This window comes from Pseudomonas sp. C1C7 (assembly GCF_013359595.1).
In the GTDB taxonomy this organism is placed as follows: Bacteria; Pseudomonadota; Gammaproteobacteria; order Pseudomonadales; family Pseudomonadaceae; genus Aquipseudomonas.
Genome location: NZ_JABFMP010000017.1, coordinates 17,033 through 43,504 on the forward strand (window position 1 = coordinate 17,033; position 26,472 = coordinate 43,504).

Sequence of the window (26,472 nt, forward strand, 5' to 3'; positions counted from 1 at the left end):
CTTGCCCGCGAAGAGCCCCTCGAAAACAACACAACTTGACAACAGACAATAAAAAACCCCGCCTGCTTTCGCAGACGGGGTTCTTCGTTACAGGGGTAAGGCTGGCTTACATCATGCCGCCCATGCCGCCCATACCGCCCATGTCTGGCATGCCGCCGCCAGCTGGAGCGTCTTTCTTCGGTGCGTCAGCTACCGCCGCTTCGGTGGTCAGGATCAGACCGCCGATCGAGCTTGCAGCTTGCAGAGCGGAACGGGTGACCTTGGTTGGGTCCAGGATACCCATTTCGATCATGTCGCCGTATTCGCCGGTAGCAGCGTTGTAGCCGAAGCTGCCCTGACCGTTCTTGACCTTGTCGACCACTACGCTTGGCTCGTCGCCGGAGTTGGCAACGATCTGGCGCAGAGGGGCTTCGATAGCGCGACGCAGAACAGCGATACCCACGTTCTGGTCAGCGTTGTCGCCTTTGAGGTCCGACAGGGTTTGCAGAGCGCGGATCAGCGCTACGCCACCGCCAGGTACCACGCCTTCTTCAACGGCTGCACGGGTAGCGTGCAGGGCGTCTTCAACGCGGGCTTTCTTCTCTTTCATTTCGACTTCGGAACCAGCGCCAACCTTGATCACTGCAACGCCGCCGGACAGTTTGGCCAGACGCTCCTGCAGTTTTTCACGGTCGTAGTCCGAGGAAGTTTCGGCAACCTGGGCACGGATCTGGGAGATACGGGCTTCGATGTCGCCCTGAACGCCAGCACCGTCAACGATGATGGTGTTTTCCTTGGTCAGGGTTACGCGCTTGGCGTTACCCAGGTGCTCCAGGGTGGTGCTTTCCAGGCTCAGGCCGATCTCTTCGGAGATAACGGTACCGCCGGTCAGAACGGCGATGTCCTGCAGCATGGCCTTGCGACGGTCGCCGAAGCCTGGCGCCTTGACGGCTGCGACTTTGACAATGCCACGCATGTTGTTCACAACCAGAGTCGCCAGGGCTTCGCCTTCAACGTCTTCAGCGATGATCAGCAGTGGACGGCCGGCTTTGGCAACGGCTTCCAGTACTGGCAGCATTTCGCGGATGTTCGAGATTTTCTTGTCGACCAGCAGGATCAGCGGGCCGTCGAGCTCGGCCACCATGGTGTCCGGCTTGTTGACGAAGTACGGGGACAGGTAGCCACGGTCGAACTGCATGCCTTCCACGACCGACAGTTCGTTTTCCAGGCCCGAGCCTTCTTCAACGGTGATCACGCCTTCTTTACCGACTTTTTCCATGGCTTCGGCAATGATGTCGCCGATGGAGTTGTCGGAGTTGGCGGAGATGGTGCCTACCTGAGCGATAGCCTTGGTGTCGGCGCATGGCTTGGACAGAGCTTTCAGCTCTTTGACGACAGCGATGGTCGCCTTGTCGATGCCGCGCTTGAGGTCCATCGGGTTCATGCCGGCAGCGACGGCTTTCAGGCCTTCGTTGACGATGGCTTGAGCCAGAACGGTAGCGGTGGTGGTGCCGTCACCGGCGTCATCGTTGGCCTTGGACGCTACGTCCTTGACCAGCTGTGCGCCCATGTTTTCGAAACGGTCTTCCAGCTCGATTTCCTTGGCTACGGAAACGCCGTCCTTGGTGATGGTCGGAGCGCCGAAGCTCTTCTCGAGGATCACGTTACGGCCTTTCGGGCCCAGGGTCGCTTTTACCGCGTCGGCCAGGACGTTGACGCCAACGAGCATTTTCTTGCGGGCGGAGTCGCCGAATTTAACTTCTTTAGCAGCCATGATCGATATTCCTTAAATACTTTGTAGTAGCGGGAAAATGAGCGGGAAATCAGCCTTCGATAACAGCGAGAATCTCGTTCTCAGCCATTACCAGCAGGTCTTCGCCGTCGACTTTCACAGTGTTGCTGCCGGAGTAAGGACCGAACACAACCTTGTCGCCCACTTTTACGGACAGTGCACGCACTTCACCGTTATCCAGTACGCGGCCGGCGCCTACAGCGAGGATTTCGCCGCTGTTGGCTTTTTCAGCAGCCGAACCTGGCAGGACGATACCGCCAGCGGTTTTCTTTTCTTCTTCGCTGCGACGGATTACGACGCGGTCATGCAGAGGACGAAGCTTCATTGTCGATCTCTCCTAATTGTGGTTTTCATCGGCCGGTGTGGTCCCGGCGGGTTTAACAAAGTCCGGCGGTGCCGGTTGCGGCTCGCCAAGCGAACCGCGGAAGTCAGTCTGGCGTAAGTGCCATAAACCTTGCGGTGACAGCTACATAAGGGCGCATAAGCTTATTACAAGGGCGGGTATCGAATTTTTTTCAGGCCGATCCCGCGCAAACGATCACGGCACCCGAAGGTGCCGTGTCGATAGAGCGGTTACTTGCTGTCGCGGTGTTCGAACTCGCCTTCGATCACGTTGGGCTCGCGACCCAGCGGCTCGCGCGGCGACGGGCCGCCACGGGGCTGCAGGTCATCGGCGAACGCACGTTGGCGCATCGCCTGTTCCTCGGCACGCTGGCGCATTTTACCGGCCAGCAGACGACGGCTCATCGGCAGCAGCATGATCAGGCCGATCACGTCGCTGATGAAGCCGGGAAGAATCAACAGACCGCCGGCCAGCGCCAGCATCAGCCCTTCGAGCATGGTCTGCGCAGGCAACTCGCCGCGGTTCAGGCTTTCACGGGCGCGCAATGCGGTGGCCAGACCGGCAACCCGCAGGACGAACACACCGAACATCGAGCCGAGAATGATCAGCGCCAGGGCCGGGAAAAACCCGATCGACCCTGCCACCTTGACGAATACGAACAGCTCCAGCACCGGAAACAGCAGAAAGAGCAACAAAAAAGGGCGCATCAAATAGATCCTCAACGCAAGAATGCCTTGCAGTTCAACTTAGATGACGTCGCCGTTTCGTGAATTCAAGCGTCCGCCACTTCATTTTTCGGCCAATGTTCGGCGTGAGCCAGGAAAACCAAGGCTTCGCGAACTTGTGTCGGCGTATTACATGGCGCTTGAAACGGCAACCAGTAGATCCCCTGACCGATGCGCAGGTGCATCCCTTCACTATCGATGCCGACCATTTGTGCCGGCGAATTCTTCGGCAGCCCCGCCAGCTCGACGTAATGGGCGATGGCCTTGGCGTGATCGGCGTTCATATGCTCGACCATGCTCACCTCGGCCTTGCCGGCGAACGGGTTGGCCAGGGTCAGGTCGTTGACCCAGTGGATGGCGCCGAAACCGCCGATGTAGCGGTGACGCACCGGCTGCAACACCCAGAAATCGAAATCATGGGCCTTGTGGTAGTTCTGCGAGTCGGGGAAGTAGCGATAGTAGCGCTCGGCAGCCGCTTCGATGGCGGCCTCGTCCTCGATCCGCTGCGCCTCGGCCAGGTAGGTCAGGCGTCCGACGGCCTGCACGTCTTCGGCTTCACGTTCGCCCACCAGCATCGAACATTTGGGATCCTTCTGCAGGTTGTGGGTGTGCTGGGCGATGCGGCTGATCAGGATAAGCGGCCGGCCCTGGTCGTCGAGGCAATAAGGAACCACGGAACCGAACGGAAAACCGGGCATGGCCTTGGAGAGCGTCGACAGGACGCCACGGTATTCCTTGAGCAGCAATTCTCGTGCATGCTTGGCAACTTCAACGCTCAATTTATGACTCCTTATTAAGAATCCGTCAGAAAAACGGACAGACGACTGGATAACGTTCCAGCACGCCAACGGGGCGATTCTCATGTGCAGCCAGGCCATGCCAGACGCAGATCGAGGGAGCCCTGCCAGCAAACCACTCAGACCTGCCACCGGGGGCATGCGAATGCAACTCACTGACAAAGTAATCATTATCACTGGCGGTTGCCAGGGTTTGGGCCGCTCCATGGCCGAGTATTTCGCCGCCAGGGGCGCGAAGCTGGCCCTGGTCGACCTCAATCAGGAAAAGCTCGATGACGCCGTCGCCGCCTGCCGGGCCAAAGGCGTCGAAGCCCGCGCCTACCTGTGCAACGTGGCCAATGAAGAGCAAGTGAGCCACATGGTCGCGCAGGTCGCCGAGGACTTCGGGGCGATCCATGGCCTGATCAACAACGCCGGGATTCTGCGCGACGGGCTGCTGCTCAAGGTCAAGGACGGCGAGATGACCAAAATGAGCCTGGCCCAGTGGCAGGCGGTCATCGACGTCAATCTGACCGGCGTGTTCCTGTGCACCCGCGAAGTGGCGGCGAAAATGGTCGAGCTGAACAACAGCGGCGCGATCATCAATATCTCGTCGATCTCCCGCGCTGGCAACGTCGGCCAGACCAACTACTCCGCCGCCAAGGCCGGTGTCGCCGCGGCGACCGTGACCTGGGCGAAGGAACTGGCGCGCTACGGTATCCGCGTGGCCGGCATTGCACCGGGTTTCATCGAGACCGAGATGACCTTGGGCATGAAGCCTGAGGCGCTGGAGAAGATGACGTCGGGAATTCCGCTCAAGCGCATGGGCAAGCCGGAAGAGATCGCCCATTCGGCGGCTTACATTTTCGAGAACGACTACTACACCGGCCGGATTCTGGAGATGGATGGCGGGTTGCGTATCTAAGAACACCAAAAACCAATGTGGGAGCGAACAAGCCCGCTCCCACATTTGGACCGCGTGCTTTAACGCATCAATCGTCGCTGACGCTGATATTCGGCATCGCCGGCGTCAAGGCTTCCTGCAACACGATCCGCGCGCCGACATGGCGGGCCAGTTCCTGGTAAACCATGGCGATCGGGCTTTCCGGCTCGGCGATAACCGTCGGCTTGCCACCATCAGCCTGCTCGCGGATGTCCATCGACAGCGGCAGCGAGGCCAGCAGTTCGACACCGTACTGGCTGGCCAGCTTCACCCCACCACCCTCACCGAACAGATGCTCGGCATGTCCGCAGTTGGAGCAGATGTGCACGGCCATGTTTTCCACCACGCCCAGCACCGGGATGTTGACCTTGCGGAACATCTCCACGCCCTTGCGCGCGTCCAGCAGGGCCAGGTCCTGCGGTGTGGTGACGATGACCGAGCCGGCCACCGGGACTTTCTGCGCCAGGGTCAGCTGGATGTCGCCGGTGCCCGGCGGCATGTCGATGACCAGGTAATCCAGGTCACCCCACGCGGTCTGGGTCACCAGTTGCAGCAAGGCGCCGGAGACCATCGGCCCGCGCCAGACCATCGGCGTGTTGTCGTCGGTGAGGAACGCCATGGACATCACTTCCACGCCATGGGCCTGGACCGGCACGAACCACTTCTGATCCTTGACCTGCGGGCGGGTGCCTTCGGGGATGCCGAACATGATGCCCTGGCTCGGGCCATAGATGTCGGCGTCGAGGATGCCGACCTTGGCGCCTTCACGGGCCAGGGCCAATGCCAGGTTGGCGGCGGTGGTGGACTTGCCCACGCCGCCCTTGCCGGAAGCCACGGCCACCACGTTCTTGACGTTGGCCAGCCCCGGCACCTGGGCCTGAGCCTTGTGCGCGGCGATGACGCTGGTGATATCGACACGAGCTGTCGCTACGCCATCCAGACCTTCGATGGCCATTTGCAGCATTTGCGCCCAACCGCTCTTGAACAGACCGGCGGCGTAGCCCAGTTCGAGCTGGACGCTGACGCGGTCGCCCTGGACATCGATGCTGCGCACGCATCCGGCGCTGACCGGGTCCTGGTTCAGGTAAGGGTCGGTGTACTGGCGAAGAACGGCTTCCACCGCTGCGCGATTGACGGCGCTCATGGGCAACTCCGATAACAAGGCTGGAAAATCGAGGGGGGTATCGTAACCGTTCCGCATCAAAGTCGGCATGCCTGACGATCATTTGTTGCCAATGCGGTCGTATGGCAAGGAGGGGTCTTATGCCTGCTTAAGGCAAAACGCGATCCCTGTAGCCGCTGGCGAAGCCTGCGTTCGGCTGCGCAGCAGTCGTAAATCCGCAGAACTCGGTCTTTCAGACTATTGCGGGACACTGGTTTGGCGACGGCTTCGCCGCCGGACGCAGGCTTCGCCAGCGGCTACAAGGGTTCGGGGTGCCGGGGCTTGGGGGTGAAAAATAAACGCCGGCGCTTTATAGTGGCCGACCTCCGTTTCATCAAGTAGCCGAGCCCCATGTCCGAGCCACGCAAGATCCTCGTCACCAGCGCCCTGCCCTATGCCAATGGTTCGATTCACCTTGGCCATATGCTGGAGTACATCCAGACCGATATGTGGGTGCGCTTCCAGAAGCACCGCGGCAACCAATGCATTTATGTCTGCGCCGACGACGCCCACGGTTCGGCGATCATGCTGCGCGCGGAAAAGGAAGGCATCACCCCGGAACAACTGATCGCCAACGTTCAGGCCGAGCACAGCGGCGACTTCGCCGACTTCCTGGTGGACTTCGACAACTTCCACTCCACTCACGCCGAAGAAAACCGTGAGCTGTCGAGCCAGATCTACCTGAAACTGCGCGACGCCGGGCACATTGCCACCCGCTCGATCACCCAGTATTTCGACCCGGAAAAGAAAATGTTCCTGGCCGACCGCTTCATCAAGGGCACCTGCCCGAAATGCGGCACCGAGGACCAGTACGGCGACAACTGCGAGAAATGCGGTGCCACCTACGCGCCGACCGACCTGAAAGATCCGAAATCGGCGATTTCCGGCGCGACTCCGGTGCTCAAGGATTCCCAGCACTTCTTCTTCAAGCTGCCGGACTTCCAGGAAATGCTGCAGACCTGGACCCGCAGCGGCACCCTGCAGGACGCCGTCGCCAACAAGATCGCCGAATGGCTCGACGCCGGCCTGCAACAGTGGGACATCTCCCGCGATGCGCCGTACTTCGGCTTCGAAATTCCCGATGAGCCGGGCAAGTACTTCTACGTCTGGCTGGACGCGCCGATCGGCTACATGGCCAGCTTCAAGAACCTGTGCAACCGTACGCCGGAGCTGGACTTCGACGCGTTCTGGGGCAAGGACTCCACCGCCGAGCTGTACCACTTCATCGGCAAGGACATCGTCAACTTCCACGCCCTGTTCTGGCCAGCCATGCTCGAAGGCGCGGGCTACCGCAAGCCGACCGGCATCAACGTACACGGCTACCTGACCGTCAACGGTCAGAAAATGTCCAAGTCCCGCGGCACCTTCATCAAGGCCCGCACTTACCTGGACCACCTGTCGCCGGAGTACCTGCGCTACTACTACGCCTCCAAGCTGAGCCGTGGCGTCGACGACCTGGATCTGAACCTCGAAGACTTCGTGCAGAAGGTCAACTCCGACCTGGTCGGCAAGGTCGTCAACATCGCCAGCCGTTGCGCCGGTTTCATCCACAAAGGCAATGCCGGCGTGATGGTCGACACCAACGCCGCGCCGGAACTGACCGATGCCTTCCTGGCCGCAGCGCCCGGCATCGCCGACGCCTATGAAGCCCGCGACTTCGCCCGTGCCATGCGCGAAATCATGGCCCTGGCCGACCGCGCCAACGCCTGGATCGCCGACAAGGCGCCGTGGTCGTTGAACAAGCAGGAAGGCAAGCAGGCTGAAGTCCAGGCCATCTGCGCCACCGGCGTCAACCTGTTCCGCCAGCTGGTGATCTTCCTCAAGCCGGTGCTGCCGCTGCTGGCCGCCGATGCCGAGGCGTTCCTGAACGTCGCGCCGCTGACCTGGAACGATCACACCACCCTGTTGGCCAACCACCAGCTGAACGAGTTCAAGGCGCTGATGACCCGGATCGACCCGGCCAAGGTTCAAGCCATGACCGACGCTTCGAAAGAAGACCTGGCCGCCAGCCAGACCGACACCGGCGCCGCCCAGCCTGCCGGCAACGGCGAACTGGCCAAGGATCCGCTGTCGCCGGAAATCGACTTCGACACCTTTGCCGCGGTCGACCTGCGCGTCGCCCTGATCGTCAAGGCCGAAGCCGTGGAGGGCGCCGACAAGCTGCTGCGTCTGACTCTGGATATCGGCGACGAACAACGCAACGTGTTCTCCGGCATCAAGAGCGCTTACCCGGATCCGTCCAAGCTCGACGGTCGCCTGACCATGATGATCGCCAACCTCAAGCCACGGAAAATGAAGTTCGGTATTTCCGAAGGCATGGTGATGGCTGCCGGCCCCGGCGGTGAAGAGATCTACCTGCTGAGCCCTGACAGCGGCGCCAAGCCTGGTCAGCGGATCAAGTAAGATCCGGCGGCAAACCGATCCCACAGTCGTGCCCGGCGCGACTGTGGGATTTTCATGTCCGGGCACCCTCCGCCCTGGTCGGAAAATGCCTAAGCTTTTCAGAGCGCCGCTTTAAAAAGCCCCCTTCCCGTCGGCACGAACATGACCGAAGCACTGCTCACGCTTATCAGCACCGCCCTGATCAACAACCTCGTGTTGCACTGGCCACTGGGCGTCGATCCGCTGCTGGCCAGCCAGCGCCGGCCAGTGCAGGCGCTGGGTGTTGCGACGACCTGCCTGATGTTGATCGTCGGCGTGCTGGGTTACGCGCTCTGGCATTGGCTGCTGATGCCGCTGCAAGTCACGGCGCTGAGCCTGTTTGTCCTGCTACCCCTGAGTGTGCTGCTGATCAACCCTGTGCTGACCGGGCTGTCACGGGTGTTTCCAGCGCTGTCGTTCGAAGGTCTCTGGCCGCTGTTGCTGGGCAACGCCGGTGTGCTTGGCGTGGCGCTGTTCAATGTGCGCAACGACCAGGGACTACTGAGCGCCACGGCCCTGAGCCTGGGTGCCGGACTGGGTTTCTGGCTGGCGTTGAGCCTGTTCAACGACATGCGCCAGCGCACCCTCGATAATGATGTTCCCCTGCCCTTTCGCGGCCTGCCGATTGACCTGATCGGTGCCGGACTGATTGCAGTGGCTTTTCTCGGATTCAGCGGACTGATCAAAACATGAGTCTGATTCAACGCATCGACGCACTGTTGCCGCAGACCCAATGCGGCAAGTGCGGTCATCCCGGATGCAAGCCCTACGCAGAAGGCATCGCCAGCGGCGAGCCGATCAACAAATGCCCGCCGGGCGGCAACGAAACCATCGCAGCCCTTGCCGAACTGCTGAACGTGCCGGTGCTGGAGCTGGATGTCAGCCGGGGTTCGGCTCCGGCGCAGCTTGCCTATATCCGCGAGGCGGAATGCATCGGCTGCACCAAATGCATCCAGGCCTGCCCGGTGGATGCCATCGTCGGCGCGGCCAAGCTGATGCACACGGTGATCATCGATGAATGCACCGGCTGCGACCTGTGCGTGGCGCCCTGCCCCGTGGATTGCATCGAAATGCGCCCGTTGCCGACGGCCACGGTGGTGCCGGTGGTCGGCGGCCTGGCGTTCAGTCTCGAAGAGCAGCGTGCCCGCGCAGCCAAGCGCAATCACGCACGACGCCGTTTCGAACAGCGCAATGCCCGCCTGCAACGCGAAGAACAACAGAAAGCCGCCGAACGTCAGGCCCGGGCGCAACAGGCGGCCCAGCCTGCCGTGACCAGCCTCGATCCGGTGCAGGCCGCCCTTGAACGCGTACGCGCGCAGAAGGCCGCCAATGCCGATGCGGCGCTGAAGAAAGCCAGGATCGATGTAGCGATGAGCCGGGCGCAACTGACCAAATCCCTCAAGGCCTTCGGTCATCCGCCGACGTTCGAACAGCAGTCGCAGTTGATCGTCCTGCAACAGCAATTCGAGGCGGCCGAGCAGGCCCTGGCGCAACTGGAAAGCGTCGCGCCACCGGCCCCGACTCCGGCGCCTGCAACCGCCCCTGCGAAGAATGCCGATTTGAATCGGGCGAAGATCCAGCTGGCCATGCGCCGCGCCGAGCTGAAAAAAGCCCAGGCCGCCCAGGCACCCGCCGAGCAGATCCAAGCCCTGGAGCGCGCACTCGGCGAAGCCGAGCGTCAGGTGGACAACTATGCCACCCCTTGAGTCGGTCGACACCCGCCTGCAACAGGCCATGAAACTGGTGCTCCTGGCGACGCTGCCGGGGATGCTGGCGATGTTCTGGGTGTTTGGCTGGGGTGTGCTGATCAATCTGCTGCTGGCCGCCAGCGGCGCGTTGGCTGCTGAAGCCGCGGTGCTGTACCTGCGCAAGCGCGCGCTCAAACCGACCTTGAGCGATGGAAGCGCCTTGGTCAGCGCAACCCTCTTGGCTCTGGCTTTGCCGCCCTACTGCCCCTGGTGGCTGACCGTCAGCGCCGCCGCCCTTGCCATGCTGTTCGGCAAGCACCTGTACGGCGGTGTCGGCAGTAATCCCTTCAACCCGGCGATGCTCGGTTTCGCCCTGGTCATGGTGTGCTTTCCACAACCGATGACCCAATGGCCGGCAGCCCATGGCATGGATCTGTGGGGCGGGTTGCAGCAGGTCTTCGGTTTCGGCAATCAGCCGGACGCCTGGGTCCGGGCCACGGCGCTGGACAGCCTGCGCATCAACAAAAGCCTGACCATGGATGAACTGTTCGCGAGCAATTTGGCGTTCGGTCACTTCGGCGGTCGCGGCGTGGAATGGGTCAATCTGGCGTTTCTCGCCGGTGGCGCCTTCCTGCTGCAACGTCGGGTGTTCAGCTGGCACGCGCCCGTCGGCATGCTCGCCAGCCTGTTCATCATCAGCCTGTTGTGCTGGAACGGCTCCGGTTCGGATTCCAATGGCTCGCCGCTGTTTCATCTGCTCACCGGCGCCAGCATGCTGGGCGCGTTTTTTATCATCACGGAACCGGTGTCCGGCGCCAGAAGCCCGGGTGCGAAATTACTGTTCGGGATCGGCGTCGGGCTGCTGACCTATGTGATTCGCACTTGGGGCGGTTACCCTGATGGCGTGGCCTTCGCCGTGCTGCTGATGAACCTGTGTGTGCCAATGCTGGAGCGTTTCGCTGCCGCCCGACAGGAGCGAACCGCACCATGAGCCGCGCATCGAGCATTGTCATTGTCGGTTTGCTGGCCGCCGTCGGGATTGGCCTGACCTGGTTCGTGCAGCACAGCAGCCTGCCGCGCATCGAAGCCGAGCAGCGCCTGATCGACAGCCGCAACCTGCTGGATGTACTGCCGCCGGACAGCTACGACAATCAGCCACTGGAACAACCGCTCGCCCTGGAAAAACCCACGCTGGCCAACAGCACACTGCTGGCGGGTTACCGGGCAACCAGAGCCGGACAACCCTATGCGGTTCTGCTGCGAAGCCAGACCTTGGGATACGAAGGCAGCATCGAGTTGCTGATAGCCATTGACCTCAATGGCCGGCTGATCGGTGTGAAAACCCTAAAGCAGGCGGAAACGCCGGGCCTGGGGGCTCGTATCGCCGAATGGCCCAACACCTGGCTCGGGCTGTTTTCCGGAAAATCCCTCAACGACCCAGGCGACAACGGCTGGGCCCTGAAGAAAGATCAGGGACAGTTCGACCAGATCGCCGGGGCGACCATCACGTCGAGAGCGGTGATCAACGCCACCCACGATGCCCTGCGCTACTTTGATGAACACCGGCAACCACTGCTCGGGAGTTCCGACCATGAGTAAATCGCCGCTGCTGCAGAACTCGTTGATGCTCGCACCCCTGATCGGTGCCACCGGCTCAGTCACGACCGCTCTGGGCCTGTGGCTGATGTTCATCGTGGTGATCGCGGTGTTCGGCCTGGTAATGAACGCCTTGCGACCGCGTCTGCTGACGTCGATGCAATGGCTGGCCAGCGTGATTCTTGCCGCAACCCTGACCAGTTGCGCGCAACTTGCCGTGCAACTCTGGTCGTTGCAGTGGTATCAGCAGATGGGGATTTATTCGGCGTTGATCGCCTTGCAATGTGTGGTGCTGGAGTACACGGGATTCTTCCAGAGCCCCCGGCGCAGTCGCTTGAACCTGTGCGCGGCGTTCGGCGCCTTGATGCTGGGTCTGGGATTACTGCGCGTACTGCTCGGCAACGACACACTGGGTGGCCTGCGCCTGGCCACACTGGCGCCCGGCGGATTCATTCTGCTGGGATTGCTCATCGCCGCGTGGCAGGCCTGGCGCCGCCCGACACCTGAACAATGATCGCTTTCGAGGAAACGCACTGCCCATGAATGCCGCAAAACGTCTGGAAATATTCCGCAGGCTTCACGAAGACAATCCGGAACCGAAGACCGAACTGGCTTACTCATCGCCTTTCGAGTTGCTGATCGCGGTGATCCTGTCGGCGCAATCGACCGACGTCGGCGTCAACAAGGCCACGGCAAAACTGTTCCCGGTCGCCAACACGCCCGCTGCGATGCACGCCCTGGGGGTTGAAGGGTTGTCGGAATACATCAAGACCATCGGCCTGTTCAACAGCAAGGCGAAAAACGTGATCGAGACCTGCCGCCTGCTGGTTGAACGTCACGCCGGCGAAGTGCCGCAAACCCGCGAAGAGCTGGAGGCCCTGCCCGGTGTTGGCCGCAAGACAGCCAACGTGGTGCTCAATACCGCATTCCGTCAGCTGACGATGGCTGTCGATACCCATATATTCCGGGTCAGCAACCGCACCGGCATTGCGCCAGGCAAGAATGTGGTGGAGGTCGAGAAGAGACTGATGAAGTTCGTGCCCAAGGAGTACCTGCTCGACTCCCATCACTGGCTGATCCTTCACGGACGTTATGTATGCCTGGCCCGCAAGCCTCGCTGCGGCAGTTGCCGAATCGAAGACTTGTGCGAATACAAGCACAAGACCTCCGACGATTGAGCCGCTATTAAAATTATTGATATATCGATTGAAAAAATCTTTTTTACCCGCCGGGCGATTATCGATATAAGGAGCGCCAAAGGCCTTCTTAGCCTGAGGTAACTAAATGAGCACTGGCAAAGAGCAATTGGACGTAGATGACGAGTTCACTGCCGTTGAAGCAGATGAAGCCGAACCGGTTGTCGAAGTAGCGAAAACCAACCTGAGCAAACGCCGTACCATCGACAATCTACTGGAGGAGCGCCGACTGCAAAAGCAATTGGCCGATTACGATTTTGACTTATGACACCTGAAAGCCTCCGAAACGGAGGCTTTTTTCATTGCGCCGTACTGTGATAATTGCGCGCTCATTTCAACCGTCTCTCCCGGGATAAAGTCACACTATTCCATTGCGTTGAGCCAGTTCGATCAAGTCGACCAGTGAGCGCGCATTGAGTTTCAATAACAGGCGCGTCTTGTAAGTGCTGACGGTCTTGTTGCTCAGAAACATGCCATCGGCAATTTCCTTGTTGGTCTTGCCCCTGGCCAACTGTTGCAACACCATCATTTCCCGCCCCGACAGGCGATCCACCATTTCCGCTTCACTGGCGTTACCCAGGCTTGCCCGCACGGTATGCAAGGCCTGATTGGGGAAATAGCTGTAACCGGACAATACCGCCTTTATTGCACTGAGTAGTTCGGTCAGGTCCTGCTGCTTGCAGACGTATCCGGCAGCTCCCGATTGCATGCAGCGCATGGAAAAGTGCCCGGGGGACTGGGAGGTCAATATCAGCACTTTGATCGGCATGCCTGCCGTTGTCAGTCGCGCGATAACTTCCAGACCGTCCAGCTTGGGTATCCCGATATCCAGAATGACAATATCCGGCATAAATTCCCGTGCCAGTTGCAATCCATCCACGCCGTTATCGGTTTCTGCGACAACTTCGTAGCCATGGCGCTCCATCAGCATACGTACCGCAAGACGAATGACGGGATGATCATCCACGATCAGCACTTTATTCATGGGCAGGTCCAATTTTCGCTGTTCGAATTTTTAGAGCCCGCACAATAGCCTAGTCGTTTGGCGCGTTGCATGCCGCGCCCCCCGGCGACCTGCACCGAGAGACATTCCCTACAAGATTCGCGGATTAATCCTACAAAAACCCTGCGAACCCAACGCCTTGGAAACTGTATCCATGGCCTTGGTTAGTGCGCTATCGGCCTGGATCCGAAATGAACGATCACATTCTTGAAAAACAAGTCGGCCGGAATGTTACTGACACCGACGGCGAAAAACATTAACAGCAGAAATATCACACACCGAGTATCCGTTAGCTCTTACAGCAAAAATTCACCCATGGATAATCATTAACGACACCCCATCCTTAAACCCAATAAAAATGACCTTAAATAAAACCATTCAAACGGGCATCGACAACCATGAGTAATGAACATGAACAAGCTCAAGAAAAGAATGACCAACCCCATGACCATCATCGCGACATTCGCAACACTGTCTGAAACCTCGGCCGCCATTTCCCTGCCTTTCCTCGATAACGATGAAAGAGAGATCTACGTCTGGTTCCTGATCAGTTTTCCTTTTTATCTGCTGTTTCTTTTCTTCGTGACCCTCAACTTCAATTACCGATCGCTGTATTCACCTTCGGACTTTGAAAAGGACGAGCACTTTCTCAAGGCCATGGACGAGGCCGAACCCTTAACCAGCCCTTCAGCAAAAGGCCCGCGCGCCGGCGAACTTCCTTGCAGCGCCCAGGCGCCACCCGGGCCAATCGAATTGCAGCACGTTCGCCTGCCCAAGCAACTCAAGGGCATGCACATCATCGATACCCGATGGATGAAAAACAGAATGGAGTTCAACGCATTACTTGCGCGAATAAAGAAACCGCAGGAAGGAAAATCCCAGATGATCCTGTTTCTTACCGACAACGCATTGGAAAAATCACTGGGGGACAGTCTGTTCGAGTTTTCCAGGCGCAACAGCAAACGCGGTAACGCCAATTGCTGCGTCGCGTACGACTTGAATTCGAAAAGGGTGATGGTCATGGACCAGCGCCCCCTGACAATCACTTGAGCACGAGGCAAGTCTTATCAGTGAGAAGCAAACCAGGAGGTATCAGGCAGATTGCCGTGCAATTGTCGTATCGCGATTCCAAGGCAAAAAAAGGGTGGCCCCGTCAACGACGAGGCCACCCTTTCATTTACCGCTCAAGGCACTCAGAACAGTTTCCGGCCCTTGTTGGCAGCAATACGCATGCGCAAGGCGTTGAGCTTGATGAAGCCCGCCGCATCGGCCTGGTTGTAGGCGCCGCCATCTTCCTCGAAGGTCGCGATGTTGGCGTCGAACAGCGAGTCGTCGGACTTGCGGCCGGTCACGATCACGTTGCCCTTGTACAGTTTCAGGCGCACGACGCCGTTCACGTTGGCCTGGGTGGCGTCGATCATCTGTTGCAGCATCAGACGCTCAGGGCTCCACCAGTAGCCGGTGTAGATGAGGCTTGCGTATTTAGGCATCAGCTCGTCTTTGAGGTGAGCCACTTCGCGGTCCAGGGTGATCGATTCGATCGCACGGTGAGCGCGCAGCATGATGGTGCCGCCCGGGGTTTCGTAGCAGCCACGGGACTTCATGCCCACGTAACGGTTCTCGACGATGTCCAGACGACCGATGCCGTGTTCGCCACCGATACGGTTCAGGGTCGCCAGCACGGTAGCCGGAGTCATCTCGACGCCGTCCAGTGCCACGATGTCGCCGTTGCGGTAGGTCAGTTCCAGGTACTGCGGCTTGTCGGGAGCGTTCTCCGGGGAGACGGTCCAGCGCCACATGTCTTCTTCGTGCTCGGTCCAGGTGTCTTCCAGCACGCCGCCTTCATAGGAGATGTGCAACAGGTTGGCGTCCATCGAGTACGGGGATTTCTTCTTGCCGTGACGCTCGATCGGGATGGCGTGCTTTTCAGCGTAATCCATCAGCTTTTCACGGGACAGCAGGTCCCACTCGCGCCACGGAGCAATCACTTTCACGCCTGGCTTCAAGGCGTAGGCGCCCAGTTCGAAACGAACCTGGTCGTTGCCCTTGCCGGTGGCGCCATGGGAAATGGCGTCAGCGCCGGTTTCGTTGGCGATTTCGATCAGGCGCTTGGCGATCAACGGACGAGCGATGGAAGTACCCAGCAGGTACTCACCTTCGTAAACGGTGTTGGCGCGGAACATCGGAAACACGAAATCGCGCACGAACTCTTCGCGCAAGTCGTCGATGTAGATCTCTTTCACGCCCATGGCCTGAGCCTTGGCACGTGCAGGCTCGACCTCTTCGCCCTGACCCAGGTCAGCGGTGAAGGTCACCACTTCACAGTTATAAGTATCCTGCAGCCACTTGAGGATCACCGAAGTGTCCAGGCCGCCGGAATACGCCAGAACGACCTTGTTTACGTCCGCCATGCCATCACTCCACGGGGTTCTACGGAAAGCCGGGAAGTCTACCGCTCATACAGAATAAATTACAGTGGCGCGACAGCTTATGACGACGAAGCGACAGAATCTGTCGAGGGCGCGACGATGACCAATCGGTCAGGAAGTTGCCGAAGTGGCCTGTTTCGTAGCTTGAGGCGCCACCTGCTCCGGCGGCGCGCCCCGCTCCAGGCGGACCGCCACCCGGCGGTTCTTCGCGCGGTTGGCGCTGTTGGTGTTGGGCGCCAACGGATAACTCTCACCGTGGAAACGCACAGTGATCTGCGATTCCTGGATGCCATTGGCCTTGAAGTACTCCATGACGGCAAGCGCCCGGCGGCGTGACAGGTCGCGATTAGTCAGGCGGTTGCCGCCATTGTCGGAGTGACCGTCCAGCTCAATGCGATTAACCGTCGGATCGGCCTTCATGTATTCGAGCATCACCTGCAGCTTGGCTTTTGCGGCGGCGTCCAGTTCGATTCCGCCACCGGGGAACCCGATCTGGGACTGCTTCACCTGATCGAAATTCTGCGGCAACAGCTTGGCGACACAGCCCTGATAATCGGCAAACGCCTTGTTGAACCTGACCGGCAACAGGCGCACTTCCGAGACTCCGCCATCTCCCGAGGAGCGTCGGACCACCGGACTGCGCCCATCGATCAGGCCACTGATCAGGCGTCCGGCCTGAGCCTGGGAGCTGCTGAACAGCACATTGCCGCTGCCGATTCGCACGGTGCCCAGGTTGATATCGCCGCGTCCCGGCTGCCAGGGCGCCGCGGCGGCCAGCAAGGTGGCCGATCCTCCGCCCATCATTGCGTTGGAGGCGTTGAGCCGGAACGTCGCCTGCTCACCGGCGCGGCGCACGAACTGCCCCGAGCCGAAATCGGTGATCGGCTGTGTCAGGCGGCACTCGAACTTGTCGCCTTCGACCGTCCACTCGATGCTCTCCAGACGGGTCTGGAAAGTGAGCGCCATCGCGGGAAGGCTGGCAAACACACTGAGCAAGGCTAAATAACGCTGGCGCACGGAAGGCTCCACTGGCTTCTACAACACAAAGACCGACACACAGATGTTTACGGCATACCTGTTGGATATCGGAAGGTTTCGGCAAAACTTGATAGCGAGTGCCTGCAAGAGTCTTTTCCGGTAGCATTCCCCTCAGTTTGACCCGCCTGGAATCCCCCTCATGTCCGACCGCCTGACCCTGCTGCGTCCCGACGACTGGCACATTCATCTTCGCGATGGTGCCGTGTTGACCAATACCGTCGCGGATGTCGCGCGCACCTTTGGTCGCGCCATCATCATGCCCAACCTGGTACCTCCGGTCCGCAATGCGGCCGAGGCCGACGGCTATCGCCAGCGTATTCTCGCTGCCCGCCCGGCCGGCAGCCGGTTCGAACCGCTGATGGTTCTGTACCTCACCGACCGTACCCAGCCCGAGGAAATTCGCGAGGCCAAGGCCACCGGTTTCGTTCACGCCGCCAAGCTATATCCGGCCGGCGCGACCACCAACTCGGACTCTGGCGTCACCAGCATCGACAAGATCTTCCCGGCCCTGGAAGCCATGGCCGAAGTGGGCATGCCGCTGCTGATCCACGGCGAAGTCACCCGTGGCGATGTCGACGTGTTCGACCGCGAAAAAATCTTCATCGATGAGCACATGCGTCGTGTGGTCGAGCGTTTCCCGACCCTCAAGGTGGTGTTCGAACACATCACCACCGCGGACGCCGTGCAGTTCGTCAACTCGGCCTCGGCCAACGTAGGCGCCACCATCACCGCGCATCACCTGCTGTACAACCGCAACCACATGCTGGTTGGCGGGATCAGGCCGCACTTCTACTGCCTGCCGATCCTCAAGCGCAACACGCACCAGGAAGCCCTGCTCGACGCCGCCACCAGCGGCAGCGCCAAGTTCTTCCTCGGCACCGACTCGGCGCCCCACGCCCAGCACGCCAAGGAAGCCGCTTGCGGTTGCGCCGGCTGCTACACCGCATTCGCGGCCATCGAGATGTACGCCGAAGCCTTCGAACAGCGCAACGCGCTGGACAAGCTCGAAGCTTTCGCCAGCCTCAACGGCCCGCGTTTCTACGGCCTGCCGGTGAACACCGATCGCATCACCCTGGTTCGCGAAGAATGGACCGCCCCAAGCAGCCTGCCGTTTGGCGAGCTGACCGTCATCCCGCTGCGCGCCGGTGAAAAACTGCGCTGGCGCCTGCTGGAGGAACACGCGTGAGTGAAGACCATTTCGACGACGAACTGGACGGTCAAGGTGGCGGAGGCGGTTCCCGTCATCCAATGGCTGCGCGGTTCCGCGGTTACCTGCCGGTAGTCGTCGACGTAGAAACCGGTGGCTTCAACTCGGCCACCGACGCCTTGCTGGAGATTGCCGCGACCACCATCGCCATGGATGAAAAGGGTTTTGTTTATCCTGATCACACCTACTTCTTCCGCGTCGAGCCTTTCGAAGGCGCGAACATCGAAGCGGCGGCGCTGGAGTTCACCGGGATCAAGCTCGATCACCCGCTGCGCATGGCCGTGAGTGAAGAGACGGCGCTGAACGATATCTTCCGCGGCGTGCGCAAGGCGCTGAAGGCCAACGGCTGCAAGCGGGCGATTCTGGTCGGCCACAACAGCAGCTTCGACCTGGGTTTCCTCAATGCCGCGGTTGCGCGCCTGGACATGAAGCGTAACCCGTTTCACCCGTTCTCCAGCTTCGACACCGCCACCCTCGCCGGCCTGGCCTACGGTCAGACGGTGCTGGCCAAGGCCTGTCAGGCTGCCGACATCGACTTCGATGGCCGCGAGGCCCACTCGGCTCGCTACGACACCGAGAAGACGGCCGAGCTGTTCTGCGGCATCGTCAATCGCTGGAAGCAGATGGGCGGATGGGAAGATTTCGACGATTGATCCTCTCGCTCCCACAGGAGCCAAATTTCAGGAATAAAAAAACCGGCCATGATGGCCGGTTTTTTTACGTCTGCTTTTTACAGCAGGAACATGCCTTACAGAGCAGCAGCGTGCTCGGTCAGGTAAGCAGCAACGCCTTCTGGCGAAGCGTTCATGCCCTTGTCGCCTTTTTTCCAGTTGGCAGGGCAGACTTCGCCGTGCTCTTCGTGGAATTGCAGAGCGTCGACCAGACGCAGCAGCTCTTCCATGTTACGGCCCAGCGGCAGGTCGTTGATGATCTGCGAACGGACAACGCCTTTGTCGTCGATCAGGAAAGCGCCACGGAACGCAACGCCGTCAGCGGACTGAACGTCGTAGGCCTTCATGATTTCCTGCTTGATGTCGGCAGCCATGGTGTAACGGACTTCGCCGATACCGCCATTGTTGACCGGGGTGTTGCGCCAGGCGTTGTGGGTGAAGTGCGAGTCGATCGAAACAGCGATCACTTCAACGTTGCGAGCCTTGAATTCAGACATGCGGTTGTCCAGGGCGATCAGCTCGGACGGGCAAACGAAGGTGAAGTCCAGCGGGTAGAAGAACACCAGGCCGTATTTGCCTTTGATAGCCGAGGACAGGGTGAAGCTGTCAACGATCTCGCCATTGCCGAGCACGGCCGGTACGGTGAAGTCAGGGGCTTGTTTGCCTACGAGTACGCTCATTGGATATCTCCTGGTGTAGAAACGTGAAAAACCGGGTTTGCGCCAGCCTGCCACCCTGAGGCGACAGCCCTGTGACACAAGCCCATTCGCAAAGACCGGCCATCATACACTGCGAGTTTGGCCTGTCCTTGGGTTTTTCCCTGAGCGGTGAAATTCGCGATGGCGAACCGCCCTCTTTCACAGGATGCGTACCGTTCGTCAGCCTTGGAAAAAAGCCCCGGGGAAGTACTTTGACAATCATTCTCGTTAACATTAAGATCCATCGCATTCGAGACATAAACAAGCGACGGTTTTCACTTATGTATGTTTGCCTCTGCACTGGCGTCACCGACGGCCAAATCCGCGATGCGATCTATGAAGGATGCTGCAGCTACAAGGAAGTACGCCAGGCCACCGGCGTTGCCAGTCAATGCGGTAAATGTGCCTGCCTTGCCAAGGAAGTGGTCCGCGAGACCCTGACATCTCTGCAGACGGCCCAGGCCGCGATTCCTTATCCTGCAGAATTTACTGCCGCATAAAATGCCGTTAATTCAAAGAACCGGACTGATGTCCGGTTTTTTTATGCCTGAAAATCAATTGCTTAGAGTCTAGACGCGGAATAAAAACATTCTTATTCCGATTAATTTTCATTTATTATTCAATAACTTAAGTTTGACACCCTTAGTTGGTCGGCTCAAACTCTGCCTTATAGACGGCTAACAAAGGGCAGGACCCCATCATGAAAGGCGACGTTACAGTCATTCAGCATCTCAACAAGATTCTTGCCAACGAGCTGATCGCGATCAATCAATACTTCCTGCACGCTCGCATGTACGAAGATTGGGGCCTGAACAAGCTCGGCAAGCACGAGTACCACGAATCCATCGACGAGATGAAGCACGCGGACAAGCTGATCAAGCGCATCCTGTTCCTCGAAGGTATCCCCAACGTCCAGGACCTTGGCAAGCTGCTGATCGGCGAGAACACCAAGGAAATGCTCGAGTGCGACCTGAAGATCGAGAAAACCGGCCACGCTGACCTGAAGGTCGCTATCGCTCATTGCGAAAAAGTCGGCGACTTCGGCAGCCGTGAATTGCTCGAAGATATTCTCGAGTCCGAAGAAGAACATATCGACTGGCTGGAAACCCAACTTGGCCTGATCGACAAGATCGGTATCGAGAACTATCTGCAATCGCAGATGGGTGACGACGAGTAAGTTTCCCGGCGCATTAAAAAGCCCCGCTCTCTCTGAAGAGGCGGGGCTTTTTTATGCCTGCGCTGTAACTGCAGGAGCGAGCATGCTCGCGATGAACCAGAGGACACCGCGGGGCATCTGGTCTCCCGCGTTATCGTTGACGACCATCGCGAGCGTGCTCGCTCCTGCAGGTTTACAGCGGCGAATCAGGCTTCGTTCTTGGCAGCGGCAGCGGCAACAGCAGCCTTGATGGTGCTTTGCAGCGAACCATCAGCCGACATCTCGGTCATGATGTCGCTACCACCCACCAGCTCGCCAGCGACCCACAGTTGCGGGAAGGTTGGCCAGTTGGCGTATTTAGGCAGGTTGGCGCGGATTTCCGGGTTCTGCAGGATGTCCACGTACGCAAACTTTTCACCACAAGCCATCACGGCCTGCGCGGCTTTCGCGGAGAAGCCACACTGTGGGGCATTCGGCGAGCCTTTCATGTAAAGCAGAATGGTGTTGTTGGCAATCTGCTCTTTAATCGTTTCGATGATATCCATGGAGCACCTCGGCTGAACTTTCCGACTCATGGGTCGGCACGGTGGCGCATTGTAACGGAAAGCCGAGCGCACTGCTCGGTCTCTCCATCAGATCGATCAAGCCGCCGCCACGGTCACCGGAACGCCATTCAACGCTGCATTCCCCGACAGTTCATCGAGCTGGCACTCGTCCGTCAGGTCATTGGCACTGGAGCCCGGCTGGCCACTGGCGATGGTCATCTGTACGCCCGGTCTCGCATGACCCCAACCGTGCGGAAGACTGACCACGCCTTTCATCATATCCAGACTGCCCAGCACTTCCACTTCGATCACGCCCACGCGGGAGCTGACCTTCACTCGCTGGCCATCGCTCAACCCGCGACTGACCAGATCCTCCGGATGCATCAGCAACTGATGACGCGGCTTGCCCTTCACCAATCGATGGTAGTTGTGCATCCAGGAATTGTTACTGCGCACATGTCGGCGGCCGATCATCAGCAACTCATCGGCGGCCGGCGCCTGCAACGCGGCGAAGCGTGCGAGGTCGGCGAGGATCACATCGGGGGCGGCCTGGACCCGTTGATTGGCGGTTTTCAGGCGTGAAGCGAGGTTGGGTTCGAGCGCGCCCAGATCGACACCATGGGGATGATCGAACAGGGTCGACAACGACAGTTTGTGCTCGGAAGCATCGCCATAGGCGCCCATGCGCAAGCCGCGATCGATCATCTGCGCCGGCGCGATGGTCGGCTTGAGCTCCTTGCCGGTCTTCGCCGCAAAGGCCTTGGCCAGCCCGACGAAAATCTCCCAGTCATGCAGCGCGCCTTCAGGCTTGGCCAGGATCGCCCGGTTGAAACGGCTGACGTTGCGCACGGCGAACATATTGAAGGTGGTGTCGTAGTGATCATTTTCCAGGGCCGAAGTAGAAGGCAGGATCAGATCGGCGTAACGGGTGGTCTCGTTGATGTACAGGTCGACGCTGACCATGAATTCCAGGCCGTCCAGCGCCTGCTCCAGCTGACGACCGTTGGGTGTCGAAAGCACCGGATTGCCCGCCACGGTGATCAGCGCGCGGACCTGCCCTTCCCCTTCGGTCAGCATTTCTTCGGCCAGCGCCGACACCGGCAGCTCGCCGCCGTACTCGGGGCGTCCGGAGACTCGGCTCTGCCACAGATTGAAATGCCCTCCGGAGGTCGAAGCCACCAGGTCCACCGCCGGCTCGGTGCACAGGGCGCCGCCGACACTGTCCAGGTTGCCGGTGACCAGATTGATCAACTGCACCAGCCAATGACACAGGGTACCGAACGCCTGGGTCGAGACGCCCATGCGCCCGTAGCAGACGGCGCTCGGCGCAGCGGCAAAATCACGGGCCAGCTGGCGAATGTCTTCAGCGGGCACCGCGCACAACGGGCTCATCGCTTCGGCGGTGAAACCGGCAATGGACTCGCGCACCTGATCCAGACCATCCACCGGCAGATGGCTGTCCCGGGTCAGGCCCTCGGCAAACAAGGTGTTGAGCAGACCAAACAGCAACGCGGCATCGCCACCGGGGCGCACGAACAGGTGCTGGTCGGCGATGGCCGCGGTTTCGCTGCGGCGCGGGTCGACCACCACGACCTTGCCGCCCCGGGCCTGGATCGCTTTCAGGCGTTTTTCCACATCCGGCACGGTCATGATGCTGCCGTTGGACGCCAGCGGGTTGCCGCCGAGGATGAGCATGAAGTCGGTGTGATCGATGTCCGGGATCGGCAACAGGAAGCCGTGGCCGTACATCAGGTAACTGGTCAGGTGATGGGGCAGTTGATCGACCGAGGTTGCGGAATAGCGGTTACGGGTTTTCAACAGGCCGAGGAAATAGTTGCTGTGGGTCATCAGCCCATAGTTGTGCACGCTGGGGTTGCCCTGATAGACCGCCACCGCATTCTGTCCGTGCCGCTCCTGGATCGCCGCCAGCCGCTCGGCCACCAGGTTGAACGCGTCCTCCCATTCGATGGGTTGCCATTCGTGGCCCACGCGCTGCATCGGCTGATGCAGGCGATCCGGGTCGTTCTGAATGTCTTGCAGGGCCACGGCCTTGGGGCAGATGTGGCCGCGACTGAAGGTGTCCAGCGGATCACCCTTGATCGAAGTGATCTGGACCTGCCCGGCTTCGACCTCGGTGGTTTCGATGGTCAGGCCGCAGATGGCTTCACACAGGTGGCAGGCACGGTGATGGAGAGTCTTGGTCATGGCCAGTCTCTGTCTTGTTCTGGGCGGGCAATGTCGGCCGCGGGAACAAAACTATGGCGCGTGCCCCGCTACCGCGCCAGCGACGTTCATTGTGTGAATCGAGGACCATCAGGCCAGCCGATGGCCACGCAGGATCAGCTCGATGGCAGCCTGGGCGGTGACTGCATCTGGATTTCCTCGATGGTTTCGATCTGTTCGTGGCCGACATGCACGCCGGTCAGTTCGCCGATCAGTCGCCAGTGCTCGTCGAGCCCGCTGCTGACGGTGGCCATGCGGTCGATCATGCGCCGGCCGGCATCCCGGGTCACGGGATCGGGACTGCGCAGCAGTTCGAACGACATGGACGTCATGGAGGCGGTGAGGTGGGTCAGGGAGCGGGCCGTGAGGCCGAGCAATTCCATTAGCTGTTGTTCTTTCGATTCCATTTGCGGAGGCTTCCTGCGTCGCGGGTGATTTATTTATAACTAAGCACTTTGCATTAGCAAATGTTTCAGATGGAACGCACATACGCGCTCCGGTGAACCACCATTCAGAAACCGACCGCCAGTGCTCCGCCACCGCCTGCTCGATTGCCAAGCGGCGCGAACGCGGTGTACAAATGCCTGGCTGCTGTCAGGAAACAGGCTTCAAAAGCGCTACTGCGGATATCCCGTAGCCCCTCTGAAATCCCCCTAATAACCGTAGCCCTATTGGTAAGACGCGACATTTAATTATAAGATCGCGCCTTCCCCTATTTCGTCGCCCCGTGCGGCTTACGCCGCAGGTCTCGCCCGTTGTTCCGAAAAACAAGGCTTTGAGCATCTGCGGTTTGTAGCAAAAAGGTAGTCAATGATGAGCGCAAGGCACTTTCTCTCCCTGATGGATTGCACGCCCGAAGAGCTGGTCAGCGTGATCCGTCGAGGCGTTGAGCTCAAGGACCTGCGTAACCGCGGCGTACTGTTCGAGCCTCTGAAAAACCGCGTGCTCGGGATGATTTTCGAGAAGTCCTCGACCCGTACCCGCATTTCGTTCGAAGCCGGCATGATCCAGCTCGGCGGCCAGGCGATCTTCCTGTCCCCGCGCGACACCCAGCTGGGTCGCGGCGAGCCGATCAGCGACGCGGCCATCGTCATGTCGAGCATGCTCGATGTGGTGATGATCCGTACCTTTGCCCACAGCACCCTGACCGAATTCGCCGCCAATTCCCGCGTGCCGCTGATCAACGGCCTGTCCGACGATCTGCACCCGTGCCAGTTGCTGGCCGACATGCAGACCTTCCTCGAACACCGCGGCTCCATCCAGGGCAAGACCGTGGCCTGGATCGGCGACGGCAACAACATGTGCAACAGCTATATAGAAGCGGCGATCCAGTTCGACTTCCAGTTGCGTGTCGCCTGCCCGGAAGGCTACGAGCCGAATCCGAAATTCCTCGCCCAGGCCGGCGATCGCGTGACCATCGTCCGCGATCCGAAGGATGCCGTGCGCGGCGCCCACCTGGTGAGCACCGACGTCTGGACCTCCATGGGCCAGGAAGAGGAAACCGCCAAGCGCCTGCAGCTGTTCGCCCCGTACCAGGTCAACCGCGCCCTGCTCGACCTGGCCGCCAGCGACGTGCTGTTCATGCACTGCCTGCCGGCTCACCGTGGCGAAGAGATCAGCGTCGACCTGCTGGACGATCCGCGTTCGGTGGCCTGGGATCAGGCCGAGAACCGCCTGCATGCGCAGAAGGCCCTGCTTGAGTTCCTCGTCGAGCCGGCGTACCACCACGCATGAGCCAGCCATTACTGCTTAACCTGCGCAACCTCGCTTGCGGTTACCAGGACCAACGCGTGGTGCAGAACCTCAATCTGCACCTGAACGCCGGTGACATCGGATGCCTGCTGGGCTCCTCCGGTTGCGGCAAGACCACCACCCTGCGTGCCATTGCCGGTTTCGAACCGGTGCACGATGGGGATATCCAGCTGGCCGGCGAGACCATCTCCAGCGCCGGCTTCACCCTGGCGCCGGAGAAACGCCGGATCGGCATGGTGTTCCAGGACTACGCGCTGTTCCCGCATCTGACCGTGGCCGACAACATCGCCTTCGGCATTCGCAAGCATCCGCAAAAGGATCGCGTGGTCGAAGAGCTGCTGGAACTGGTCAACCTGAAGAACCTCGGCAAGCGCTATCCCCATGAGCTTTCCGGTGGCCAGCAGCAACGCGTCGCCCTGGCCCGCGCCCTGGCGCCGGAGCCGCAACTGCTGCTGCTCGACGAACCCTTCTCCAACCTCGATGGCGAACTGCGCCGCAAGCTCAGCCACGAGGTGCGCGACATCCTCAAGGCCCGCGGCACCAGCGCCATCCTGGTGACCCACGATCAGGAAGAAGCCTTCGCGGTCAGTGACCACGTCGGCGTGTTCAAGGAAGGCCGGCTGGAACAGTGGGACACGCCCTACAACCTCTATCACGAGCCGCTGACGCCTTACGTGGCCAGCTTCATCGGTCAGGGTTATTTCATTCGCGGTCAGTTGAGCAGCCCGGAGTCGGTGCAGACCGAACTCGGCGAATTGCGCGGCAACCGGGCCTACACCTGGCCGGTCGGTAGTGCGGTGGATGTGCTGCTGCGTCCGGACGATATCGTTTATGCACCGGACAGCGCGTTGAAGGCTCGTATCGTCGGCAAGTCGTTCCAGGGTGCGTCGACGCTTTACCGCCTGCAGATGCACACGGGCGCGCAGCTGGAGTCGATCTTCCCCAGCCATGTCGATCATCAGGTCGGGGCCGAGGTGGGGATACGCGTGGCGGCGGAACACCTGGTGCTGTTCCAGGCGAGCAGCAGCATGGCGGCGCAGATTCCGAGCGTGGAGTCCGGTGTGCGGCGTTACAGCACCGCCAGCTGACACCACACCCCGCAGGAGCGAGCGGTGCGACGATTCGACTT

Annotated in this window: 28 protein-coding genes; 16 read left to right on the top strand and 12 right to left on the bottom strand. The window is 60.0% G+C overall.

All coding sequences use genetic code 11. The annotated features are described in order from the left end of the window. Positions 1-106: 106 nt before the first annotated feature. From groL to HNO86_RS15625, 4 genes are all read right to left on the bottom strand, one after another. Positions 107-1,753, bottom strand: a complete 1,647-nt coding sequence (gene groL / locus HNO86_RS15610) for a chaperonin GroEL (protein ID WP_175377839.1) — start codon at positions 1,751-1,753, stop codon at positions 107-109. A 49-nt stretch (positions 1,754-1,802) separates the two neighbouring features. Then, positions 1,803-2,096 carry a co-chaperone GroES gene (locus tag HNO86_RS15615; RefSeq protein WP_175377840.1) on the bottom strand — a complete coding sequence of 98 codons (294 nt, stop codon included), beginning with the start codon at positions 2,094-2,096 and terminating at the stop codon, positions 1,803-1,805. A gap of 248 nt (positions 2,097-2,344) precedes the next feature. Further along, positions 2,345-2,821 (bottom strand): FxsA family protein, encoded by a 477-nt coding sequence (locus tag HNO86_RS15620; protein ID WP_175377841.1) that lies wholly within the window; start codon positions 2,819-2,821, stop codon positions 2,345-2,347. A 65-nt stretch (positions 2,822-2,886) separates the two neighbouring features. Beyond that, positions 2,887-3,618, bottom strand: a complete 732-nt coding sequence (locus HNO86_RS15625; protein ID WP_175377842.1) for a HugZ family protein — start codon at positions 3,616-3,618, stop codon at positions 2,887-2,889. A 163-nt stretch (positions 3,619-3,781) separates the two neighbouring features. On the opposite strand from HNO86_RS15625, the gene HNO86_RS15630 reads away from it, so the two are divergent. Continuing rightward, a complete protein-coding gene (locus tag HNO86_RS15630; RefSeq protein ID WP_175377843.1) occupies positions 3,782-4,540 on the top strand; it encodes an SDR family oxidoreductase in 759 nt (252 codons plus the stop codon). Between the two features lie 67 nt (positions 4,541-4,607). Here HNO86_RS15630 and apbC read toward each other — a convergent pair whose 3' ends face one another. Continuing rightward, entirely contained in the window at positions 4,608-5,702 is a 1,095-nt protein-coding gene (apbC, locus tag HNO86_RS15635) for an iron-sulfur cluster carrier protein ApbC (protein ID WP_175377844.1), read from the bottom strand. A 369-nt stretch (positions 5,703-6,071) separates the two neighbouring features. Here apbC and metG point away from each other — a divergent pair, with 369 nt between their 5' ends. The 8 genes from metG to HNO86_RS15675 all read left to right on the top strand — a co-directional run bounded on the left by metG (position 6,072) and on the right by HNO86_RS15675 (position 12,889). Further along, complete coding sequence (gene metG / locus HNO86_RS15640; RefSeq protein ID WP_175377845.1) at positions 6,072-8,123, top strand: methionine--tRNA ligase; 2,052 nt, start codon at positions 6,072-6,074, stop codon at positions 8,121-8,123. 141 nt (positions 8,124-8,264) lie between these two features. After that, positions 8,265-8,834, top strand: coding sequence for an Rnf-Nqr domain containing protein (locus tag HNO86_RS15645; RefSeq protein WP_175377846.1), 570 nt, complete (start codon positions 8,265-8,267; stop codon positions 8,832-8,834). Beyond that, entirely contained in the window at positions 8,831-9,847 is a 1,017-nt protein-coding gene (rsxB, locus tag HNO86_RS15650) for an electron transport complex subunit RsxB (RefSeq protein ID WP_175377847.1), read from the top strand. Before HNO86_RS15645 ends, rsxB begins: the two co-directional genes overlap by 4 nt. Then, a complete protein-coding gene (locus tag HNO86_RS15655; RefSeq protein ID WP_175377848.1) occupies positions 9,834-10,820 on the top strand; it encodes an RnfABCDGE type electron transport complex subunit D in 987 nt (328 codons plus the stop codon). Before rsxB ends, HNO86_RS15655 begins: the two co-directional genes overlap by 14 nt. Further along, complete coding sequence (locus HNO86_RS15660; RefSeq protein ID WP_175377849.1) at positions 10,817-11,428, top strand: RnfABCDGE type electron transport complex subunit G; 612 nt, start codon at positions 10,817-10,819, stop codon at positions 11,426-11,428. Before HNO86_RS15655 ends, HNO86_RS15660 begins: the two co-directional genes overlap by 4 nt. Then, positions 11,421-11,939, top strand: coding sequence for an Rnf-Nqr domain containing protein (locus HNO86_RS15665; RefSeq protein ID WP_175377850.1), 519 nt, complete (start codon positions 11,421-11,423; stop codon positions 11,937-11,939). Before HNO86_RS15660 ends, HNO86_RS15665 begins: the two co-directional genes overlap by 8 nt. A 25-nt stretch (positions 11,940-11,964) precedes the next feature. After that, the gene (nth, locus tag HNO86_RS15670; RefSeq protein ID WP_175377851.1) at positions 11,965-12,603 is read left to right on the top strand and encodes an endonuclease III; all 639 of its coding nucleotides are present in this window, start codon (positions 11,965-11,967) and stop codon (positions 12,601-12,603) included. Positions 12,604-12,709: 106 nt separating this feature from the next. Then, the gene (locus tag HNO86_RS15675; RefSeq protein ID WP_110964707.1) at positions 12,710-12,889 is read left to right on the top strand and encodes a PA3496 family putative envelope integrity protein; all 180 of its coding nucleotides are present in this window, start codon (positions 12,710-12,712) and stop codon (positions 12,887-12,889) included. Between the two features lie 90 nt (positions 12,890-12,979). Here HNO86_RS15675 and HNO86_RS15680 read toward each other — a convergent pair whose 3' ends face one another. Continuing rightward, complete coding sequence (locus HNO86_RS15680) at positions 12,980-13,606, bottom strand: response regulator transcription factor (protein WP_175377852.1); 627 nt, start codon at positions 13,604-13,606, stop codon at positions 12,980-12,982. Between the two features lie 429 nt (positions 13,607-14,035). On the opposite strand from HNO86_RS15680, the gene HNO86_RS15685 reads away from it, so the two are divergent. After that, positions 14,036-14,674, top strand: coding sequence for a hypothetical protein (locus HNO86_RS15685; RefSeq protein ID WP_175377853.1), 639 nt, complete (start codon positions 14,036-14,038; stop codon positions 14,672-14,674). A gap of 143 nt (positions 14,675-14,817) precedes the next feature. Here HNO86_RS15685 and HNO86_RS15690 read toward each other — a convergent pair whose 3' ends face one another. Further along, positions 14,818-16,035, bottom strand: a complete 1,218-nt coding sequence (locus HNO86_RS15690; RefSeq protein ID WP_175377854.1) for an argininosuccinate synthase — start codon at positions 16,033-16,035, stop codon at positions 14,818-14,820. Between the two features lie 129 nt (positions 16,036-16,164). Then, positions 16,165-17,070 carry an OmpA family protein gene (locus tag HNO86_RS15695; protein WP_175377855.1) on the bottom strand — a complete coding sequence of 302 codons (906 nt, stop codon included), beginning with the start codon at positions 17,068-17,070 and terminating at the stop codon, positions 16,165-16,167. A 160-nt stretch (positions 17,071-17,230) separates the two neighbouring features. On the opposite strand from HNO86_RS15695, the gene pyrC reads away from it, so the two are divergent. Further along, complete coding sequence (gene pyrC, locus HNO86_RS15700) at positions 17,231-18,277, top strand: dihydroorotase (RefSeq protein ID WP_175377856.1); 1,047 nt, start codon at positions 17,231-17,233, stop codon at positions 18,275-18,277. Next, complete coding sequence (gene rnt / locus HNO86_RS15705; protein ID WP_110964713.1) at positions 18,274-18,951, top strand: ribonuclease T; 678 nt, start codon at positions 18,274-18,276, stop codon at positions 18,949-18,951. Before pyrC ends, rnt begins: the two co-directional genes overlap by 4 nt. A 95-nt stretch (positions 18,952-19,046) precedes the next feature. On the opposite strand, the gene HNO86_RS15710 is transcribed toward rnt, so the two are convergent. Next, entirely contained in the window at positions 19,047-19,649 is a 603-nt protein-coding gene (locus HNO86_RS15710; protein WP_175377857.1) for a peroxiredoxin, read from the bottom strand. Positions 19,650-19,948: 299 nt separating this feature from the next. Here HNO86_RS15710 and HNO86_RS15715 point away from each other — a divergent pair, with 299 nt between their 5' ends. Together HNO86_RS15715 and bfr are read left to right on the top strand one after the other, a co-directional pair. Beyond that, positions 19,949-20,167, top strand: a complete 219-nt coding sequence (locus HNO86_RS15715; RefSeq protein ID WP_175377942.1) for a bacterioferritin-associated ferredoxin — start codon at positions 19,949-19,951, stop codon at positions 20,165-20,167. Positions 20,168-20,367: 200 nt separating this feature from the next. Beyond that, a complete protein-coding gene (gene bfr, locus HNO86_RS15720; RefSeq protein ID WP_175377858.1) occupies positions 20,368-20,844 on the top strand; it encodes a bacterioferritin in 477 nt (158 codons plus the stop codon). A 185-nt stretch (positions 20,845-21,029) separates the two neighbouring features. Here bfr and grxD read toward each other — a convergent pair whose 3' ends face one another. The 3 genes from grxD to HNO86_RS15735 all read right to left on the bottom strand — a co-directional run bounded on the left by grxD (position 21,030) and on the right by HNO86_RS15735 (position 23,998). Then, entirely contained in the window at positions 21,030-21,368 is a 339-nt protein-coding gene (gene grxD / locus HNO86_RS15725) for a Grx4 family monothiol glutaredoxin (RefSeq protein WP_175377859.1), read from the bottom strand. Between the two features lie 96 nt (positions 21,369-21,464). Further along, a complete protein-coding gene (locus tag HNO86_RS15730) occupies positions 21,465-23,573 on the bottom strand; it encodes a molybdopterin oxidoreductase family protein (RefSeq protein WP_175377860.1) in 2,109 nt (702 codons plus the stop codon). Between the two features lie 134 nt (positions 23,574-23,707). Next, positions 23,708-23,998 carry a hypothetical protein gene (locus HNO86_RS15735; protein ID WP_175377861.1) on the bottom strand — a complete coding sequence of 97 codons (291 nt, stop codon included), beginning with the start codon at positions 23,996-23,998 and terminating at the stop codon, positions 23,708-23,710. Between the two features lie 406 nt (positions 23,999-24,404). Between HNO86_RS15735 and argF the strand changes: the two genes are divergently transcribed. Together argF and HNO86_RS15745 are read left to right on the top strand one after the other, a co-directional pair. Next, entirely contained in the window at positions 24,405-25,325 is a 921-nt protein-coding gene (argF, locus tag HNO86_RS15740; RefSeq protein ID WP_175377862.1) for an ornithine carbamoyltransferase, read from the top strand. After that, entirely contained in the window at positions 25,322-26,431 is a 1,110-nt protein-coding gene (locus tag HNO86_RS15745) for an ABC transporter ATP-binding protein (protein WP_175377863.1), read from the top strand. Before argF ends, HNO86_RS15745 begins: the two co-directional genes overlap by 4 nt. Positions 26,432-26,472: the final 41 nt, after the last annotated feature.